Below are 20,095 nucleotides of genomic sequence, written 5' to 3'. Positions count from 1 at the left end.
CCAACAAGGTTGGCGCGCTTTTTCCAATCAGACGTAACGAGTGTTACTGGGAATTATTTCAAAAGGTTGTTTTTGATGTCCTTAAGGCCTTCCAAGGTGCTATCCCAGGTTTTTTCCACACTGGCTTTTACATCTTCCCAGCGCGCGTTGCTATCATTACGGACTTCATCCAGCCGCGCCGCCAGTTCCTGACGTTTTTCTTTCAGTTCCAGCTTACGGCTTTCCCACTTGTGGCGAACATCTTCACTGGCTTGGTCCGCCTTGACTTGCAACTGGTCGAATTCATTATCCAGCTCGTTCAGCTTACCTTTAATCTTTTCGATGAAAGCATTGCGATCCATCACAATCTCCTTTCAATGAATGGGTACCCCTTATCATGGGGCTGCCAAGACACTTTTCCATGGCGACTTTGTAAAATATCCATTTACAGAGTTTTCAGCATGGGCTGCACAAACGGTTAGCCCTCTTCTTCCTCCAGCGCCGACACATAGCCCAGATAACGGTTCTTGATCTGCCGGACATATTTCACCGGCTCGGCCCCGCGCACATAGCCGTAGCGAGCCTGACGGGCGTACTCCGGCCGGGAAAGTAACAGCATGGCCTCTTCCACGTTGCCGAACCATTTATCCGGATCCTTGCCCAGACGTTCCGCCAAGCGGCGTGCGTCTTCCACATGGCCGTGCCCGGCGTTGTAGGCAGCCAGAGTAAAATACAGCTTCTCCGCCAGGTCCAGACGTGCCGGGAAACGCTGTTCCAGCCAGTCCATATAGGCCACACCTGCCGCCACTCCGTTCTCTGGTCGAGTCAGGTTGCTATACCCGAGTTGCCGCCCGGTACGCGGCATCACTTGTAACAAGCCCTGCGCCCCGGCAAACGAGCGCGCCTTGGGATTGAACCGGCTTTCCTGGTACATCTGCGAGGTAATCAGACGCCAATCCAGCCCATATTTAAGGGCTTCGCTTTTTACCAACTCGTCGTAGGGAGAAATCGCTTTCCCCAATCCAACGCGATAGGCCTCGTGGGTATTGATGGTTTTTTTCTCGCGGAAGTAGCGGTTATAGGTGATGTTGTAGTTCAGGCCGCGGTAATGGCGGGCGATGTAGCTATTAAGCTGCTCTTCCAGCGCCTGCTGTTCAGGTCGCAGCCCCCAGCCAATTTCCTTGGCGGGTTCGAATTCAAACAACACCGCAATATCTTCCCGGTAGGTGGACTCCATGGCGGCCAGATGACTATCGGCCATGGTCAGATCATATTCGCCATTGGCGACAGCATTAATCAGCATCTCGGTGCTGGCGCCCGGCACCTCCTGAACGATGAAGGGAAAATCACTCTCTCGGAGTTTCTGCAGGGTATCGTAATAGGCGGTTTCAGGGTTGACGGCTACGGTACGACCGGCCAACTGGCCGATGTTTTCCAGCGGCGCTTCATCGGAACGGCCGATCAATTGCTCGTTTACTTCCAAATAACGATCACTGAACATCCAGCCCTGTTTCTGGCGATCCTCGGTAACGGTCATGGAAGCCGCAATGACATCTCCCTCCCCGACCTGTAACGCCGCGAACATAGCTGAAGGGCTGTCTCGGACAACGACACTCACTCTCAGCCGATGCTTCTTGGCAAAATCGTTGATCAAGTCGTAATCAAACCCCATCAACTCCCCACGCCACATGAAATAACTGGCGGGATTGTTGGAGGTAATGACTCGCAGAACGCCGTGCTCCTTGATCGCCGACCAGTCACGCTTTTCTTGTTCTTTGACAGAAGATATAACCCGCTCACTGGTTATGTACTGGTTGATGCGATCCAGCAGCTCGGTACTGTCCTGCCTCACTGCCCAGGCGATGCGCCGTTTACGGTTCACCACCGGGCCGATAGCTGCCTCGCCATCAGGGCTGATGAGAACATCCAGCATGTTGCTGTCGATAATAGTGGCAGCCAATTCTCCTGATTCCACTCCCTCAACCAGTTCTTCGTCGGAAAGGTTGGCATCCAGAATGTCCACCGAAATGTTGTCATGCCGGCGCGCCAGTTTTTCTGCGGTTTCCTGGTAAGAGGTCCCTTCCGGGACCGAAATAGTCAGGTTTTTCAGCTTGGTCAGAGTCAGGTCTGCCTTCTCTGCAGGCACAACCAGCTTCTCCTGCACTGCATTTACCGGGGTTGAGAATGCCAGGGTTTTCTGTCGGTCTTTGGTCACCGAATAGTTCGTCACGATAACGTCGGCAGCACCCGCATTGATGAGTGCACCCAGCTCCGCAAAACTTTCCGCGTAGACCCAGCGGGGCTGCAGCCCCAGGTGCCTGACAAACGCCTCGGCCTGGGCCTGATATTCTCTGGCAGGAACACCCTCCCGGGGCAGGCCGGAGGGCTCATCGAAACGGGGAGCCAAAAGACGGATATAGCCTCGCTCCTGCAAGGCAGGCAAATCGCCGGTTTCTTCATAGTTGTTGAAGGTGCTGACGACTTCGCCGACTCCTGGCTCCTTGTCACAACCTGTCAACAGGGAAACCAACAGACACACTGTCAGAAAAATACGGCTTCGCATGATGCCCCCTTACTGCACTGATTATCATTCTTGAGGCCAAAAATGGCCTTATAGACAGAGTAACGATTCAGGGCGAATCAGGCGATTATTTTGTCGATAGTAATACCGCTGTCACGTGAAGGGGCTAGCAGCAGAAAATCTCATACAAAAAAAGGGGCCCGAAGGCCCCTTTCAGTCACTCCCATGCGAAATCAGGGAGTTCCTACACAGACGTCATGTACACGGAAGGACTTGTTCGCGTTTACCAAGCCAGCGTAATCAAGCTGGATTGAATCAAACGCCTGGCTGGACGCAGGTGCGGCAACGAAACGCTGATCGGAGTTCGCCCCCAAACCTAGCAGGTCCAAATCCAACAGACCGCCACCGACGGTTGCACTGTCGACTTCTACCCCATCGTTGAAGAAGCGGATGGTGATGAAGTTGCCCAGCAGTTCCAGGTTAACCAGTTGAGACGACGGGTCGCTGATCACGAAGCCCACTTCACTCTCAGCGATGTCCATTGAAGTATCGTTAGCGACTGCAGCCACAAATCCGCCGCCGTACAACAGTGCTGCACCGATATTGATTTGCGCAAAGGTAGCGTTACTAGCATCCAGCGCATTGGCTTCGTCATCTACGGAGCAACCCAAGCAAACACCCAGAACACCACTGTCTGCCGTGTAATCAGTATTACCCAGCTGCTGGTAGGTGTTGGTGGCGGCGCAATTGAAACCATCGTCATCACACACATCACCTTTACCGTCGCCATCCGCATCGGTCTGATCAGCGTTAGGAATCAGTGGACAATTATCAGTCACATCCGGAATGCCATCGCCATCGGTATCGGTGGGGTCGCCACCACCGCCATCGCAGACATCGCCAATACCATTGCCATTGGAATCAGCCTGATCCGCATTGGCAGTGAACGGGCAGTTATCGGTATCGTTCGGGATGCCATCACCATCACGGTCGTCATCGCACACATCACCGATGCCGTCCAGATCCTGGTCCGCCTGATCCGTATTCGGCGTGTTCAGGCAGTTATCATTCGGGTCCAGAATGGTGTCACCGTCGCGGTCATCTTCGCACGCATCACCGATGCCATCAGTGTCTGTATCCACCTGATCATTGTTCGGGGTGTATACACAGTTGTCGTTGTTGTTATCGATACCATCGCCATCGGCATCATCATCACAAACATCACCGATACCATCATTGTCAACGTCACTCTGCTCAGGGTTGAAGATGGTCGGACAGTTATCAACGCCGTCATCGATGCCGTCGTTGTCTTGATCGTTATTCATGTCACAGGCATCACCGATACCGTCGCCATCGGTGTCTTCCTGATTCGGATTGGCAACTAGCGGACAGTTATCGGTAGGGTTGTCTTCGCCATCCCCATCACGGTCGTCATCGCAGACATCTCCAATGCCGTCACCATCTTGGTCTTCCTGCATGGCATTAGCGTTAGCGGGACAGTTGTCAACGTCATCCGGAACGCCATCATTGTCCTGATCATTGTCACGCGAGACAGGGTTGTTGTTACCAACGCTGCTTCCATCGCCTTCGGCTTCACAGCCTGCCAGCCCCATTCCCAACAAAGCGGTCAGGAGCATGGCAAACAAGATTCTCATTTGCGAGTTCATATCTTTATCCCTTATTTCTCAGTAACGCGGAATTCGACGCGACGATTCATGGCACGACCAGACTGATTTTCGTTGCTGGCGATCGGCTCGATTTCACCGTAACCGCGGGCGGTAAGGCGATCCGCATCAATGCCTTGCTCAATCAGGTATTGCCGCACTGATTTGGCACGCTCGTCAGACAGTTTCTCGTTGTAAGACGCAGAACCGGTGCTATCAGTATGACCGGCAATCTCAACGTTGAAGTTTTGCTGCGCCTTCAACGCCTTGGCCACACGGTTCAGAGAGGGGCCTGAACTTGCGGTAATCTCCGCGGAGTTCAACTCGAAATTGATATTATTGAAGGTAATGGTCTGGTTGGTGATCATGCAGCCATCAGAATCGACTTTGGCGCCCTGAATGGTATCCGGGCACTTGTCACGATCATCCGGCACACCGTCGCCATCGCTGTCCACAAAGGGCTTCTCGACAATTTTTTCCACTTCACGGGTTTCATAGACGATCTTCTCGACTTCAACCACCCTGGTCACACCCAGCGGGATTTCCAGACCCAGGGAGAAGCGCCAGTCATTGAAGCCGCCTTCGTCTTCAGATAGGGTTCCAGTGACGCCGTCAAAGTCGTCATACATGTAACGAGCTTCAGCGCGCAGTTTCAGGCCATTGTCGAAGATAGGCCCCGTTACGGCACCGATGCCAACGTTGGCATGAAGGTCTACACCATCATCATCGTCCGGCACTACATCGTTGTAGATCGCCCCGATATTTGCCAATACGAAAGGCGTAAAGCCTTCACGATCACCGAATGCATAAGCCAGACCTGTGCTGGCCGTGTATTGGTAAAAGTCGGTCGCACCGTCAATGCCGCTATCCAGGCCGTATGCGGCGCCCTCGGTCTCCCACCACCAGTGTTCAGACAGCTCACGGCCATAAATCAGACTGGCACCCAACCCCTTGCGAGAGATTTCACGGTCTTCGTCCAGAACCAGATAGCTGGCCATAGGCGCCAGGTACTGACGAGTAGTGTCCTCTGACTTGTTTTCTGCGAATGCCTGGTTTGCCATGGCCACAGAAAGTGCAAGTGCTGAGAGTCGTATGCATCCTTTCATGGTTACCCCCCTCGGGTATGATTGATCTGTGCAATTATTGAAATAGGATTGGGGGCGCTTTAAAACATCCAACGAGTGCCGTTACGTTGCTTTAATGTTGCCGGATGGTTGCTGGCACCCTATTTTGTTTCTGAGCGTATCTTTTCGTATCAAAAAGAGGGAAATGGCGCCGTTCAAAGGGTTATATTTCACAATTAACCCATATATGGCACGATGGTGCAAATTACTTGGAACACCATTCTCCATGCGAATATTGCGCACCCGCTACCTACTGCTATTACTCTTGTTTGCCGGCATTCTCGGTGGCTTGCTGCACACGGCCTGGCCGTTCCTGTTTTACCCCCGGCAGAACCTGTCTTTCTCATTCCCTGTACAACCGATAACAGCAGATGACTCAACAGCAAAAGCAGGTATCGCTGAACGGGACATTACGCCGCCCGCCGGCATACCCAAGTTCGGTTATTCCGCCTGGGCAAAGGATGCAGACGGCTTTCGCACCCGGCTCAAGGCAAGGGCGTTCTACCTGAAAGGCCCCGGCCAGACGCCACTTGCTATCGTACAACTGGATCTTGGCAGCGGCTCGCTGGTGCTGCGCCACCGGGTAGCAGAACTGATCGCCGACCATACCGATGTGCCCGCCCATGCGGTGACCCTGCTGGTTACCCACACCCACTCCGGTCCCGGTCAGTATCTCGGCAGCGATTTCTACAACGTCTTCGGCAGTAACCGAGCGGGCTTCGACCCGGCCCTGTTCGAGTTTTTCAGCCAACGTATCGCCGACGCCGTCATCAATGCCTATGAATCCCGGCGCGAAGCGCGCTTTGCCGTGGGCCAAAGTGATCTGTTTGGCGTTACCCATAACCGCGCCATCGGGGCCTGGGCCAATAACTTTCCTGAGCAGGATCCCTCCACCGCGGACCCCATGCAGGCGGTGAACCCCACCATGACCCTGCTGCGGATTGATCAACGCCGGGGCGACCGTTTCGAACCGGCCGGCGCGCTCAGCCTCTATTCCATCCACGGCACTGCCATCCCGCCCTTTACCCGTCCCTACCATGCGGATGTCTGGCACTGGATCAGCGAGCAACTGGAAAGCGAACTGGCCAGCGATTACCCCCAATTCATCCACGGCCCCGCCCAGGCAACCCATGCGGATAACAATCCGGCCTGGAAAGAGGGCCTGCGCGGCGACCGTGAAGCGGAACGTATCGGCAAGGCACTGGGCAAACATGCCTCACAGCTCTTTCATTCCCTGGAAAGTCAGCTCACTGACACCCTCAACACCGCCGTCGCCAGCCGCCAGCAGGACCTGCTCGACGACATCGATCCCGGCCGCTTCGGACTTTGCGAACGGGCCATCGCCGGTGCCTCCGTGGCCGGCGCCGCCAACGGCGACGAAGTCTTCCCGATTTCCTATCTCCCGTTTCTGAAGGAAAACTGGCCCCGGCGGGTCTTTAGCGACAACTGTCAGGGCGCGAAGCAGTGGATGTTATCCAAACTGCAACTGTTACTGCCGGCCGAACGCTTTCCCCACCAGGCCCTGTTCCAGATCGTGCGCATCAACGACCTGGTCCTGGTTCCCCTGCCCTGGGAAATAACCCTGGAAAGCGGCAATAGACTCCGCCAGGCAGTGGCGAGCACCCTGCCAGAAGGCACCGACTGGAAAGTAGAAATTTCCAGTCTGGCCAATGGCTACTTCGGTTATGCCGTCACCCCGGAAGAATATGCGCTCCAGTACTACGAGGGCGGCCACACTCTTTATGGTCCACATACCCTGGATTTCCTGATTCAGCAGAGCGAAAGGCTGAGCCGGGAACTGCAACAACAAGGCGACATCAATGACATCCCGGCCCAGCAGACCTTTTCCCTGCTCAGCCGACAATATTTTCCTGACTCGCTGGCAAATCCGGGCACAAGGCGTTGGTTGAGCGAGCCAACGCGACATGACGGTGACGCCACCACCGGCCCTTACTGGAGCCTGCTACTCGAAGCGGAACCCGCGGATCAACTGGCACTATATCGCCCTCTACTGGGGGTTCACTGCGACGATGGAGTGATCAGCGATGACAGCGCCGAGTTACAGTTGTTGCATCAGCAAGACACTGAGAAAGGGCACGGTCGTTATGAGGTGCGCTGGTACCCCGCCACACCCTCTCCTTCCAGGTCATGTCGCTTTTCCGTTAGTGCCAATCAGTCGCAATCGTCGGTGTTGTCCGCTCCCTTGCCATAGCCCGTTCAGCAAATAGCACTGAGTCAGCCTAACATCTGCGAAGCTGACTCAGTGCTGTACTGACAACCCTGTCACAACCACAGACGCAGTATGGCCGTTAGCGGATGAGCCCTGACAATGGCACTGCTACACTGGATTCGAGCGACACCGCTTTTTCTCCCGGAGATCCATCATGCGCCCGCTGCTTCGCTTTCTGCTGCCTGCCCTGCTTGTTGCCGGCTGTGCCAGCACCACTCAAGTTACAACTCGCTTCACCGCTGAAGGGAGTCATCCTCCCCGGGAAACATTGCTACTGGTGGCCCACACCCCGGAAGGCGGCACCCGTGAAACCTGGGAGCTGACCTGCAAGGAAATATTTTCAAGCAGTTCGTTGACCATTTTGCTCAGCCACCAGGAATTGCCGTTATGGTACGAAGGCGGAAAAAACCGCATCCTCGACTGGGCGCAAAGCAATGATGTGCAACGGATTCTGGTGGTGGAACTGACCCATCTGTTGATTGATGCAGCGGCACCACCGTCAGGCGGCAATCGCCTCAACCCCATGGACCAGTCCGCCAGTGAAATGACACCGACCTGGCAAGTGGGTATTGGCGGCGAGCTGGCCCGGGAAGCAGCTCCCGAGGCACTACGTCAACACGGTGCTGAGTTGATCAATGCTGACGGCAAACCCCTGTGGACCGGTATTGCCACCACACACGAAGCCAGCAACACCGTTGCCATTGCCAAGAGCCAATGTACGGCTCTGCGCAACACACTCAAAGAGCATGCTCTGATACCCTGACAACGGAAAATAAAGACTATGACTGGCCCACTGAACGGACTGACCTTTATCGAACTGGCCGGCATCGGCCCCGGCCCCTTCTGCGGCATGATGCTCGCTGACATGGGCGCCACCGTGATCCGCATTGATCGCCCCGGCGGCAACCCCCACGCCGCCATCGGCCATAGCGTTCTGTTCCGCAATCGACAGAACCTGGCCCTGGACCTGAAAAGCCCGGAAGGCATCGAGACCGTCCTCAAGCTCTGTGAAACCGCCGATGGCCTGTTCGAAGGCTTTCGCCCGGGTGTGACCGAGCGCCTGGGTATCGGCCCGGAACAGTGCCTGGCCCGCAATCCAAAACTGGTATACGGCCGCATGACCGGTTGGGGCCAGACGGGTCCGCTGGCCAAAGCGGCCGGTCACGACATGAATTACATCTCACTGTCCGGTGCCCTCCATGCCATGGGCCGCCAGGGGGAAAAGCCCGCCATTCCGCTGAACCTGGTGGGTGATTTCGGCGGCGGCGGCATGATGCTCGCCTTCGGCATGGTCTGTGCCGCCCTGGAAGCCCAGCGCTCCGGCGAAGGGCAGGTGGTCGACAGCTCCATGGTAGAAGGCTCCGCCGCCCTCATGGCCATGTTCTATGGCCTCAAGGCCCAGGGCATGTTCACCGAAAATCGCGGCACTCACATGCTCGATTCCGGCGCCCACTTTTATGAGATCTACGAAACCGCAGATGGCAAATATGTTTCCATCGGCAGTATTGAGCCGCAGTTCTACGCCGAACTGTGCCGCATTGCAGAGTTACCCGCCGAGGACTTTGGCCAGCAGATGAACCCGGCCATGTGGCCGCAACTGAAACAAAAACTGGCGGCGGTCATCAAACAGAAGAGCCGTGATGAATGGACTGCGCTGATGGAAGGTACCGACGTATGCTTTGCACCGGTATTGAGCCTTGAAGAAGCGCCTTCACACCCGCATAACGTGGCAAGAGGTTCCTTTGTCACAGTCGGCAACACCGTGCAGCCGGCACCGACACCGCGCTTCTCGCGCAGCGCCGCCGGCGATATCAAAGCCGCCGCCAGCGCCGGGGCCGACAGCCAGGCGGTTCTTCGCCAGGCCGGTTTCAGTGACGAACAGATCGACACATTGATCAGCAGCGGCGCAGTGAAGCAGGACTGACCTGAGCCACTGTTGGAGCCTTGCTCGCAAGGCGAAGGGGTTGGTCAAGTTGCGTGCAACCTGAAACCTTCGCTTTGCGAGCAAAGCTCCAACAGCCCCTTTTTCAGGCCAGCAGAGCCCCCGGCCACAAGCCGGGGCATTCTGACTAGCGGAGGACACCATGAGTGCAGTGATACCCGGAACATCCCTGGCCATTCATCCGGAACGTTTCCCCGATCCGGTAGACGACCTGCCAACTGACGGCACCCAGAAAGCCCTACTGGCGGGGGGCTGTTTCTGGTGCGTGGAAGCGGTCTACCTCAATCTGGATGGCGTACTGGCAGTCACCTCCGGTTATGCCGGTGGTCATGCCGCCCGTGCCAATTATGAGGCGGTCTGCACCGGCACCACCGGCCATGCGGAGGTGGTGGAAATCGAGTACGACAGCCAGGTAATCAGCTACGGACAGCTGCTCAAGGTATTGTTCTCCGTGGCCCACGACCCCACCCAGAAAGACCGCCAGGGCAACGACCGGGGTACCCAGTACCGGTCCGCCATTTTCTATCAGAGCCCGGAGGAAAAAGCGGTCGCCGAAGCCTATATTCGTCAGCTGGACAACGCCGGCGCCTTTACCGCGCCTATCGTGACCACGCTGGAACCGCTGGAGACATTCTATCGCGGCGAGGATTACCACCAGAACTTTGCCAACCACAACCCTAACCAGGGTTATATCGTTCACGTGGCCAGGCCCAAGGTGGAAAAACTCATCCACGCCTTTCCCGATCTGCTCAAAGGGGATACGCAATGAACGCAGCCCACTCCGCCAGCGGCCATGATCTCACGCCGCTTAGCGACGCCGAGAAACAGCAACGAGCAGAGCACCTCACCGACGAGGAAAAGCGCATCCTGCTCAATCAGGGAACCGAGCCGCCCTTCTGCGGCGGCCTGCTGGACAACAAGGAAGACGGTGCTTACCACTGCAAACTGTGCGACCTGCCACTCTTTGCCGCCAACGCCAAATTCGAATCCGGCACCGGCTGGCCCAGCTTCTACCAGCCCTTTGACCCGGAGCATATCCGCGAACTACGTGACAGCAGCCACGGCATGGTTCGGGTAGAAATCCGTTGTGCCCGCTGCGACGGCCACCTGGGCCACGTATTCCCCGATGGCCCGCCCCCGACGGGACTGCGCTATTGCCTGAATTCAGCGTCGATGGTGTTCAAGGCAAGCACCTGAACTACCCGTTACATCGTAGGAGCGGCGCTCTCTGTGGTTCAGATGCCGTTATGCCTGTCGTGCAAATCCCGGCACCACAGCACCCCTGACTTGACCGCAGCGTACAGCGGCAGTTTCTGTCATTGCCTCCCGCAACACCCTGTATACCATCGGAAGTGACCCCCAAGTCACGACACCCTGGCCGCTGCCAGAGCAATGGAAATCACAGGAGGCACCATGAACGCCGCGACCCCTGCCCCGCGCCGCGAGGAAAGCGCCGAACAGCGCTGGAACCGCTTTTCCGTCCTCAAGACCGGTGACGATTACCTGGCCAGCCTGCGCAACCGCGGCACACGCCTGTTCCTGTTTGGTGAGCTGATTGATGAGCCCGCCGACCACCCGATCATCAAGCCCAGCATCAACGCCCTGCGCGCCAGTTATGACCTGGCCATCGACGATCCGGAACTGGCCACGGCCTGGTCCCCGCTGATCGACGCCCAGGTAAATCGTTTCCTGCACATCGTGGAATCTCCCGGCGATCTGGTAATGAAGAACAAGATGCAGCGCCGCATGGGCCAGATCACCGGCACCTGCTTCCAGCGATGCACTGGGCTGGACACTATCAGTGTGCTGCACTCCGTGACCTACGAGATCGACGAGAAACACGGCACCAATTACCACCAGCGTTATCTGGACTTCCTCAAGGAAGCCCAGCGCAAGAACATCCTCATCGCCGCCGGCATGACCGACCCGAAAGGCGATCGCAGCAAGCGTCCTTCCGAGCAGGCTGATCCTGACATGTTCATGCGTGTCACGCGTCGCACTGACAAGGGAATCTACGTGAAAGGCGTGAAGGCCCACATGACCGGCGGCTGGAACCAGCACTGGATCTGTGTGCTGCCCACCATGAACCTGAGCGAAGCTGACAAGGATTATGCCGTCGTTGGCATGATCCCTGGTGACGCCGAGGGCATCACCTATATCTACGGCCGCCAGAGTTGTGACACCCGCGCCATGGAACCCGGCGACATCGACCAGGGCAACGCCCAGTATGGTGGCCAGGAAGTGCTGGTGTACTTCGATGACGTCTTCATCCCCAACGAGCATGTCTTCATGGATGGCCAATACCAATTCGCCCAGGAACTGGTAACCCGCTTCACCGCCTACCACCGAGCCAGCTACGTGTGTAAAACCGGACTGGGCGATGTACTGGTGGGAGCCGCCGCGTCAATCGTGGAATACAACGGCCTGGAAAAAGTCAGTCACCTGCGTGACAAGCTGGTAGAAATGACTCACCTGAACGAGACTATCTACTCCTCCGGTATTGCCAGTTCCCATGAAGCCAAGAAAATGCCCAGCGGCATATTCATGAACGACACCATGCTGGCCAACGTCTGCAAACATAACGTCACCCGCTTTCCCTATGAGATCTCCCGTCTCGCCCAGGATATCGCCGGCGGCATCATGGTGACCATGCCCAGCGAGCAGGATCTGGATAACGAAGAAGCCGGCGACATCATCCGTCGCTTCCTGAAAGGCCGAGACGATATCCCCACCGAGGACCGCATGCGTATCCTGCGCCTCATCGAGAACATGACCCTGGGCCGCAACGCGGTGGGTTACCTCACTGAATCCATGCACGGTGCCGGCAGCCCCCAGGCCCAGCGTATCCAGATCCTGCGCGGTATGGATGTGGAAACCAAAAAATGGCATGCCCGCAAACTGGCCGGCATCAAGCAGGTTTCTTGACGCCAATACTTGCCAGCCCGGGGCGTCCTGCTAAACTAGCGCCGCCCTGAGTACTGGGCATGCCGGGATAGCTCAGTCGGTAGAGCAACTGATTCGTAATCAGTAGGTCCGCGGTTCGATTCCGCGTTCCGGCACCATCGAATCACAGAAAAGCCGCCTCTTCAGGCGGCTTTTTTTGTGGGCGTGATTTTCACTCCGGCAGGATGCCGAGGCTCAACCAAACTGCCGCCGGTACTGACCCGGTGCACAACCTTGCCACCGCTTGAAGGCATGGTAAAAATTGGCGGTATCGGAAAAGCCCAGCTCCAGAGCCAGTGCCTGCATGTCACAGCCCGGCTCGCGCAGAGCCTGACAGGCATGCTGGTGGCGGACCTGGTCGCGAAGCTGGGCGAAGCGGGTGCCTTCCTCCTGCAGGCGACGCTGCAGAGTGCGGGGCGTCATGGCCAGGGCGTCGGCCACCGCTTCCATGGTCACGCCCTGACCACCCAGCATGATCTCAAGTTGCTTGATCACCTGGCCGGAAACACCGGCAGCCCGTGACAAACCAGACAGCACCTGGTCAGCGGATTGGCGCAGGCGCTCATTGTATTTGGGATAGGCCCTGGGCAGAGGCTCGGCTAACAGGCTGGCGGGAATGGTGATGGCATTGTATTGCTGCGTGAAGTGTAACGGGCACCGGAAAAACTGCTGGTAGACCGCTACCTGATCCGCCACCGGCTCGCCATGCAGAAACCAGGCAGCACTCACCGGCATGTTCCCCCCCAGCAGAGAGCGACCGATGGCAACCATGGTTGCCACCACCACTTCATTGTGGGTGCGGGTGGCGGTAAAGCGAAGGCTCGGGTCCTTGCTGGCCACGGCCAGCATCACGTCATTGCCAAGCGTCTCCAGGGTAAAGGCCAGATAGGGGACCACCAGATCCTTGTAGCGAAACAGCATGGCCAGACCCTGTTCCAGCGTATCGGCCGTGGCCATCAGGTTACCCAGCAGGTCCAGATTGCCATAGTGGTTATCGGCCCCTACGTGCAAGCCGAACAACGGGTCATCACTTTCAGTGAACGCGGAATAAAGCAGCTCGTCCAGTTGCAGCAAGCTGATAAACCGGTCGTTGCGGCCAACAATGTCAGCATCAATACCGGCACGCTCGAACAGGGATTGCACATCCAGACGGCTGCGCAGTGATACCTCGAGGAGGCCGGGTAGAATGGAAGCCGGAAGCAACGTTGTGGTCATGGTGTTTCCTCGCAATCTCCCGAAACTAGGCAAAGGCTCCGGACAGGTCAACCAACCGTGATGGATTGGCCCGTTTGACCGACTGGAGGTTAGCAGAGACAGTGAGTACTCTACCCTCACCCATAACAACAACCGGATCGATTATGCTCAAACGCTATCTGGTCGACGAGGTCACCGACACCCGGGCCTCCCGCAAGCAGGCCTTCAAATTGTTTACCGACGCGGCCAACTGGCAGAACTGGTGCTCAGTCGTCCGCCATGCCCGCCTGCTCAACGGCAATTGGCGACCCGGCGCCCTGCTGTTGTTTGTGGCAGACTTGCCCGGCCTGCCACCGGCGCCGGTGGTGGTAAGGGTGATGGAGTACAAGGAAAACGAGCGCATCACCTGGGGCTTGCATCTGCCCTTCGCCCGCATTACCCATCGCTTTACCTTTATCGATGATGGCCAGGGTGGTTGCCGGGTGCATCAGGAAGAATGGACCGAGGGGCTACTTACCCTGTTGGCCTGGCCGGCCGGCAAACTGATTCACCGTTTCGATACCCGCTTTGCAGCAGAATATGCTGCCATGTTCTAAAAACCGGCTTTACTGACCCTGAACGGATTCCTTCATGACTCATCGACTGTTTAATGCCTACTGCCGGGTTGTGCTGGCACACCCGGTTTTCTGGCTGGCTCTGCTGGCCCTGCTCTGTGCTGTTTCTGCCTGGCAGGCCCGGGAGTTCAAGATTGATGCATCAGCAGATTCGCTGGTGCTCGAGAACGATGAGGCATTGCAGTATTACCGGAAAATCTCCAAGCGCTATGGCGGCAGTGATTTCCTGATCATCACCTACACCCCGTCCCAGGCTCCCCTGTTTCAGCGGGACACTCTCACACACCTGCAGGCGCTGCAGAACGATCTGAAACAGGTCGACCGGGTCAGTTCGGTGTACAGCATGCTGGATGTGCCGCTGCTGTTCAGTCCCCAGGTGGAATTCAGCGACCTGGCCAACGACTACCGCACCCTCACCGACCAGGATGTGGACCTGTCACTGGCAGAAAAGGAATTCACCGAAGAAAACCCGCTGTATGAAGATCTGCTGGTCAGCGACGACGGCAACACCACTGCCTTGCTGGTGAGTTTCGAGCGCGACGAAAAGTATTACGAGCTGCTCTACCAGCGTAATGAGCTGCGCACTCAGAAACACGAGGGTCAACTGGACGAAGACGGCGAGCAGGCGCTGGAAGAAGCCTCACAGGCCTTCAGTGACTACAGCAGCCAGATTCAGGAACGCACCGCCGGCGAAATTGATCAAGTGCGCGATATCATGGACAGCTACCGGGACGAGGCAAAACTGTTCCTGGGCGGGGTGCCCATGATCGCCACTGACCTGGTGCGTTTCATTCGCGCAGACCTGAAAATTTTCGGGATCGGCGTGCTGGCCTTCCTGATCGTCACCCTGTTCATGATTTTCCGCCGCCCTCGCTGGGTGATAGTGCCCCTGGCCTGCTGTGGTGTCACCGTGCTGACCGTAACCGGCTGGCTGGGCTGGATGGACTGGAAAGTCTCGGTAATCAGTAGCAATTACATATCGCTGCTGCTGATTATCACCATGTCGATCACCATCCACTTGACCGTGCGCTTCCGGGAACTGCACGAGGAGAATCCGGATGCGAGCCAGAAGTGGCTGATCCGGGAAACCGCCGCCCACATGATGCGGCCCATGATCTACATGATCCTCACCACCATGGTGGGCTTTTCTTCTCTGGTGATCAGCGGGATTCGCCCGGTGATCGACTTCGGCTGGATGATGACCTTTGGTCTGGGCGTGTCGCTGGTGGTCTGTTTTCTGGTTTTCCCGGCCCTGCTGGGTCTGTTGAAGGCCGGCCAACCCCAACAGGGGCGTGACTTCAGCCGCAAGTTCACCCTGGCGTTTGCCGACTTTACCGAACGACACCGCCCTACCCTGATGGTGCTGGCCATTATCACCGTGATCGCCTCACTGTGGGGCGTCAGCCGATTGACGGTGGAAAACCGCTTTATCGACTATTTCCAGAAAGACACGGAAATCTACCAGGGCATGCTGCAGATTGATCGCAAGCTGGGGGGCACGACTCCGCTGGATATCGTCATCGATGCACCCAGTACTGAAGCCCAGACTGCGACAGCCTCATCCCCGCCGGCTACCGGCTGGGATGGTGAATCCATGGACGATAGCGCCGCAACAGATCCGTTCGCGGCAGGTGACGATAGCGACCCGTTCACCAGTGCCGAGCCGGATCCGTTTGCGGAAGGTGACAGTGATCCGTTCTCTGACGCCTCCGGCAGCGAAGATCCCTTTGCCAGCGCACCGTCAGAGGACCCGTTTGCCGAATCTAAACAGGCCAAACCCAATCCGCTGAAAGGTGCCTACTGGTTTACCCCGGCGCGTCTGGCCCAGCTGGTGGAGATCCAGAACTACCTGCAATCCCTGCCGGAAACCGGCAAGGTGTTGTCCATCGCCACTACCTACAAGGTAGCGGAAAAACTGAACGAGGGGCCGCTCAGCTATGTGCAGCTGATGCTGCTGGCCAGCTTCATCCCCGAGGACCTGCGCGACCAGCTGGTGCGCCCCTATCTGTCCGACGACGGCAATCAGGTGCGTTTCAGCGTGCGGGTGATTGACTCGGATGAAAACCTGAATCGCAACGAGCTGCTGGCCAAGATCCGCACCGATATGGAAAACAACTTCGGCCTGCAACCAGAACAGGTGCATCTGACCGGCGCCATGGTGCTTTACAACAACATGCTGCAGAGCCTGTTCGATTCCCAGATCAAGACCCTGGGCTATGTGTTCGCCGCTATTCTGGTGATGCTGCTGATTCTCTTCCGCAGCCTGCCGGTGGCGCTTATCAGCATGGTACCGAGCCTGATCTCCGCATCGCTGGTGCTGGGGCTGATGGGCTGGATCGGCCTGCCGCTGGATCTGATGACTATCACCATCACCGCCATCACTATCGGCATTGCCGTGGATGACACCATTCACTACATCCACCGCTTCCATGAAGAGCTGCCGAAAGATAATGACTACGTGGCCACCATGAAGCGCTGCCACGGCTCCATCGGCAAGGCCATGTACTACACCTCGCTGACCATCATTGCCGGCTTCTCGATTCTGGCGTTCTCCAACTTCAACCCCACAGTGTACTTCGGCCTGCTCACCGGTCTGGCCATGCTGGTGGCCCTGCTCAGCAACCTGACCCTGCTGCCGGCGCTGTTGATCTCGGTCAAGCCGAAGCTACAGGCGGGTTGAAGCCAGCTGTAGGAGCGGCGCTCGAGCCGCGAACTTACTTGCGAAAGCATTCCCAAGTACGGTTCGCGGCTCGAGCGCCGCTCCTACGGTGGACCAAGGCAGGTTCGGAGGCTTTGATTGACTACTGATCAAATGAACAGTATATTGATTGTCCGGGTGGCCCCAGGCCTTCGTACTGTGACCCCAGGAAGACCTGATTGATCTCCGTAGCCCCAGGGATGGGGCCGGGCTCCCGGACTTATTCGACAGATCTGGCTGGCAGGGTTTTGCAAAAAGAAACCCAGCCTAAGGCCAGTTGCGTAGGGTGGATTAGCTTCAAGCGTAATCCACCAGCACACCGTGAATATGTAGATTACGCCTACGGCTAATCCACCTACGGTACAGAATGATAATCACGTGTTCAGGGATTTAGAGCTTGGGGTGGGCCGTTAAGAAACGGTGAGCAAGCGGCTTAATTACCCGCTTGGCGGTCAGGCTGACACTGGGAACCCAGCAGGTTCTGGGCAAGCACGTAGCGATCCTGGGCATTTTCCGCCCGGATCTCACCCACCGACAGGTACTGCAAGGTCCAGTTGTCCCAGATTCTCGTATAGCGACTTTCCAGCAGCACATCACCGCGCATCATGGTGGCTCGTTCCGCCTTCACCGTCAGCTTGTCGCCATCACGCCGGATCTGGTACCCCTCATTGGGATACAGCACTTCCAGACAGGCCAGAAACCGTTTCAAAGTCATGTCCGAGGCGGAGCCCACGGTAAACGCCAGTGGCAGGTTGGGTACTTCCAGCATCAGGCTGTGGATATTGGCGCCGTCCAGCCTCTCCAGCCGCTGGCTCTGAGCCTTTTCCTGTTCCTCTTCGGCATTGCGCAAGGTTTCCGCCATTTGCTGGGCCTGGCGCATGCCCTCACGAATCTCCCGCCGCCGCTGTGCCTGTCGACGCTGCGCTTCCTTGTGGGCCAGCACTGCCTGCCAGGCACTTTCCACCTCCAGATCCACCTGTTGCGCATAGTGGCGGGCCTTGCGGGCTCCGGCGATTTGCTCCACGCAATCATCCAGCCATACCACCGCCTGCTGCTCTTTCAGGTAACGCGCCTCACGGTGATGCTCATAGAGAGACTGACAGCCCCCTACCCGGGCGCCCAGTGCGTCGATCTCATGGTAGTCCAGGCCATCCACCTGGGCCGGCGCACGGGTCCAGCCCAGCCAGTCGGCCGTGGTCGGCACAACAGTGCTGCAACCGCTGACAGCAGCTACCAGACACCCAGTGAGAAAAGCCGGAACAATACGCACAACAGAACGTCACCTGTGAGATCGGGACGGAAAGAAAGGGGGTAGCCAGGCTACCCCCTCCGAGACTTGCAGGAGCTTAACGTGCAGCGATCTTTTCTTTCCAGATCACCGGGCCGGTCTTGTGAACGGATTCACCCGTGGAGTCCACTGCCACGGTAACCGGCATATCTTCCACTTCGAATTCGTAGATGGCTTCCATGCCCAGATCTTCAAAGGCAGCCACGCGGGATTTACGGATCGCCTTGGACACCAGATAGGCAGCGCCACCCACGGCCATCAGGTACACCGCCTTGTTGTCCTTGATGGCTTCGATGGCGGTATCGCCACGCTCGGCCTTGCCGACCATGCCGATCAGACCGGTTTCTTCCAGCATGGTACGGGTGAACTTGTCCATACGGGTGGCCGTGGTCGGACCGGCGGGGCCGACGACTTCGTCACCCACCGGGTCCACCGGACCCACGTAGTAGATAAAGCGGTTGGTGAAGTCCACGGGCAGTTTTTCGCCGTTAGCCAGCATTTCTACCATGCGCTTGTGGGCCGCATCGCGGCCGGTGAGCAGCTTGCCAGAGAGCAGCAGGGTGTCGCCGGGCTGCCAGGTCTGCACCTCTTCCGGGGTGACCGTGTCCAGATTGACGCGCTTGGCGCCTTCGTCGTTGCCCCAGGCAATGTCCGGCCACTCTTCCAGGTCCGGTGCCTTCAGATCAGCCGGGCCGCTGCCATCAAGGATGAAATGCGCATGGCGGGTAGCCGCGCAGTTGGGGATCAGCGCCACCGGCTTGTTGGCCGCGTGGGTGGGGTAATCCACTACTTTTACGTCCAGCACGGTGGTCAAGCCGCCCAGGCCCTGGGCGCCAACACCGAGGGCATTCACTTTTTCGAACAACTCCAGACGCAACTCCTCAGAGCGGGTCTGGGCACCACGGGCCTGCAGCTCATGGATGTCGATCGGGTCCATCAGGGATTCCTTGGCGATCAGCATGGCCTTCTCGGCGGTGCCGCCGATGCCGATGCCAAGCATGCCTGGCGGGCACCAGCCAGCACCCATCTTGGGAATCTGTTCCAGCACCCAGTCCACCACGGAGTCGGACGGGTTGAGCATGGCGAACTTGGATTTCGCTTCTGAACCACCGCCTTTGGCGGCCACATCGATTTCCAGGGTGTCACCGGGCACGATGGAGTAGTTGATCACCGCAGGAGTATTGTCCTTGGTGTTGGCACGTTTGCCGTCCGGGTCCGCCAGCACCGAGGCGCGCAACACATTCTCCGGGTGGTTGTAGGCCCGACGCACGCCTTCGTTGATCATGTCGTCCAGGCTCATGTCGCCTTCAACGGTGACATTCATGCCCACCTTGGCAAACACGGTCACGATACCGGTGTCCTGGCAGATCGGGCGACGGCCCATGGCGGCCATGCGGGAGTTGACCAGGATCTGCGCCATGGCGTCCTTGGCAGCCTTGCTCTCTTCCTTCTCGTAGGCTTCTTTCACCGCGCGGATGAAATCCACCGGGTGGTAGTAAGAGATATACTGCAAGGCATCGGCCACGCTCTGAATCAGGTCATCCTGGCGAATCACCGTCATGGGATTACTCCTGCTGGGACAAATTGGGGGCGCGTAGTATAGCGCAGAGTGTGAAGGGGGTGAAAACCGAAAGCGGGCAGTGCTTGCCAGCCAGCCCTCTTTGCAGGAGTGTCGAGAATTGAGGCCTTTCTCTAGGAGCTATGCTTGTATGGCGAACCGAGCGCAGCGAGGCGGCAGAGATCCAGGTCGTCCGCCGTTCTTTCTGGAACCTGTCGAGCGCTGGGATTCCTAATCGCCCTACGGTCGATTTCCGCACAAGCGCGGTTCGCATGTCGCAGATCCCCCTTGGGGGGGCAAGCATAGCTCCTACAGCGGCTTCGTAGAGAGCACCGAAGTT

General features: G+C 57.5%; 15 protein-coding genes and 1 tRNA gene. 9 read left to right on the top strand and 7 right to left on the bottom strand.

Annotated features, from left to right (window positions below):
- Positions 1–53: 53 nt before the first annotated feature.
- The 4 genes from T9A_RS14195 to T9A_RS14180 form a co-directional block, all read right to left on the bottom strand.
- Positions 54–341 (bottom strand): sll1863 family stress response protein, encoded by a 288-nt coding sequence (locus T9A_RS14195; protein ID WP_035249668.1) that lies wholly within the window; start codon positions 339–341, stop codon positions 54–56.
- Between the two features lie 116 nt (positions 342–457).
- Complete coding sequence (locus T9A_RS14190) at positions 458–2,542, bottom strand: MltF family protein (protein ID WP_035249666.1); 2,085 nt, start codon at positions 2,540–2,542, stop codon at positions 458–460.
- 191 nt (positions 2,543–2,733) lie between these two features.
- The gene (locus tag T9A_RS14185; protein ID WP_232222124.1) at positions 2,734–4,155 is read right to left on the bottom strand and encodes a thrombospondin type 3 repeat-containing protein; all 1,422 of its coding nucleotides are present in this window, start codon (positions 4,153–4,155) and stop codon (positions 2,734–2,736) included.
- A 23-nt stretch (positions 4,156–4,178) separates the two neighbouring features.
- Positions 4,179–5,270: an OmpA family protein gene (locus T9A_RS14180; protein WP_035249663.1), complete on the bottom strand. Its 1,092-nt coding sequence runs from the start codon at positions 5,268–5,270 to the stop codon at positions 4,179–4,181.
- 244 nt (positions 5,271–5,514) lie between these two features.
- Here T9A_RS14180 and T9A_RS14175 point away from each other — a divergent pair, with 244 nt between their 5' ends.
- From T9A_RS14175 to T9A_RS14145, 7 genes are all read left to right on the top strand, one after another.
- Entirely contained in the window at positions 5,515–7,500 is a 1,986-nt protein-coding gene (locus tag T9A_RS14175; protein ID WP_035249660.1) for a neutral/alkaline non-lysosomal ceramidase N-terminal domain-containing protein, read from the top strand.
- Positions 7,501–7,672: 172 nt separating this feature from the next.
- A complete protein-coding gene (locus T9A_RS14170) occupies positions 7,673–8,281 on the top strand; it encodes a hypothetical protein (RefSeq protein ID WP_035249658.1) in 609 nt (202 codons plus the stop codon).
- 18 nt (positions 8,282–8,299) lie between these two features.
- Complete coding sequence (locus T9A_RS14165) at positions 8,300–9,442, top strand: CaiB/BaiF CoA transferase family protein (protein ID WP_035249656.1); 1,143 nt, start codon at positions 8,300–8,302, stop codon at positions 9,440–9,442.
- Between the two features lie 160 nt (positions 9,443–9,602).
- Positions 9,603–10,229, top strand: a complete 627-nt coding sequence (gene msrA / locus T9A_RS14160) for a peptide-methionine (S)-S-oxide reductase MsrA (protein WP_035249654.1) — start codon at positions 9,603–9,605, stop codon at positions 10,227–10,229.
- On the top strand, positions 10,226–10,657 hold the full coding sequence (gene msrB, locus T9A_RS14155; RefSeq protein ID WP_035249651.1) for a peptide-methionine (R)-S-oxide reductase MsrB: 432 nt from the start codon (positions 10,226–10,228) through the stop codon (positions 10,655–10,657). Before msrA ends, msrB begins: the two co-directional genes overlap by 4 nt.
- Before the next feature lie 216 nt (positions 10,658–10,873).
- The gene (locus tag T9A_RS14150; protein ID WP_035249649.1) at positions 10,874–12,385 is read left to right on the top strand and encodes a 4-hydroxyphenylacetate 3-hydroxylase family protein; all 1,512 of its coding nucleotides are present in this window, start codon (positions 10,874–10,876) and stop codon (positions 12,383–12,385) included.
- Between the two features lie 61 nt (positions 12,386–12,446).
- Positions 12,447–12,522, top strand: a tRNA-Thr gene (locus tag T9A_RS14145).
- Positions 12,523–12,598: 76 nt separating this feature from the next.
- Here T9A_RS14145 and T9A_RS14140 read toward each other — a convergent pair.
- Positions 12,599–13,618 (bottom strand): AraC family transcriptional regulator, encoded by a 1,020-nt coding sequence (locus tag T9A_RS14140; protein ID WP_035249646.1) that lies wholly within the window; start codon positions 13,616–13,618, stop codon positions 12,599–12,601.
- A 143-nt stretch (positions 13,619–13,761) separates the two neighbouring features.
- On the opposite strand from T9A_RS14140, the gene T9A_RS14135 reads away from it, so the two are divergent.
- Positions 13,762–14,193: an SRPBCC domain-containing protein gene (locus T9A_RS14135; RefSeq protein WP_035249644.1), complete on the top strand. Its 432-nt coding sequence runs from the start codon at positions 13,762–13,764 to the stop codon at positions 14,191–14,193.
- A 34-nt stretch (positions 14,194–14,227) separates the two neighbouring features.
- On the top strand, positions 14,228–16,891 hold the full coding sequence (locus tag T9A_RS14130; protein ID WP_035249642.1) for an efflux RND transporter permease subunit: 2,664 nt from the start codon (positions 14,228–14,230) through the stop codon (positions 16,889–16,891).
- Positions 16,892–17,342: 451 nt separating this feature from the next.
- Here T9A_RS14130 and T9A_RS14125 read toward each other — a convergent pair whose 3' ends face one another.
- Both T9A_RS14125 and T9A_RS14120 read right to left on the bottom strand, forming a co-directional pair.
- A complete protein-coding gene (locus T9A_RS14125; RefSeq protein ID WP_035249640.1) occupies positions 17,343–18,113 on the bottom strand; it encodes a hypothetical protein in 771 nt (256 codons plus the stop codon).
- A 142-nt stretch (positions 18,114–18,255) separates the two neighbouring features.
- Positions 18,256–19,758, bottom strand: coding sequence for a fumarate hydratase (locus T9A_RS14120; RefSeq protein ID WP_035249638.1), 1,503 nt, complete (start codon positions 19,756–19,758; stop codon positions 18,256–18,258).
- Positions 19,759–20,095 lie beyond the last annotated feature (337 nt).

It is taken from the genome of Alcanivorax jadensis T9 (assembly GCF_000756655.1).
GTDB classification, from domain to species: domain Bacteria; phylum Pseudomonadota; class Gammaproteobacteria; order Pseudomonadales; family Alcanivoracaceae; genus Alcanivorax; species Alcanivorax jadensis.
The sequence above is the reverse complement of the archived record's forward strand: the minus strand, read 5'-3'. Positions and strand labels throughout refer to the sequence as shown.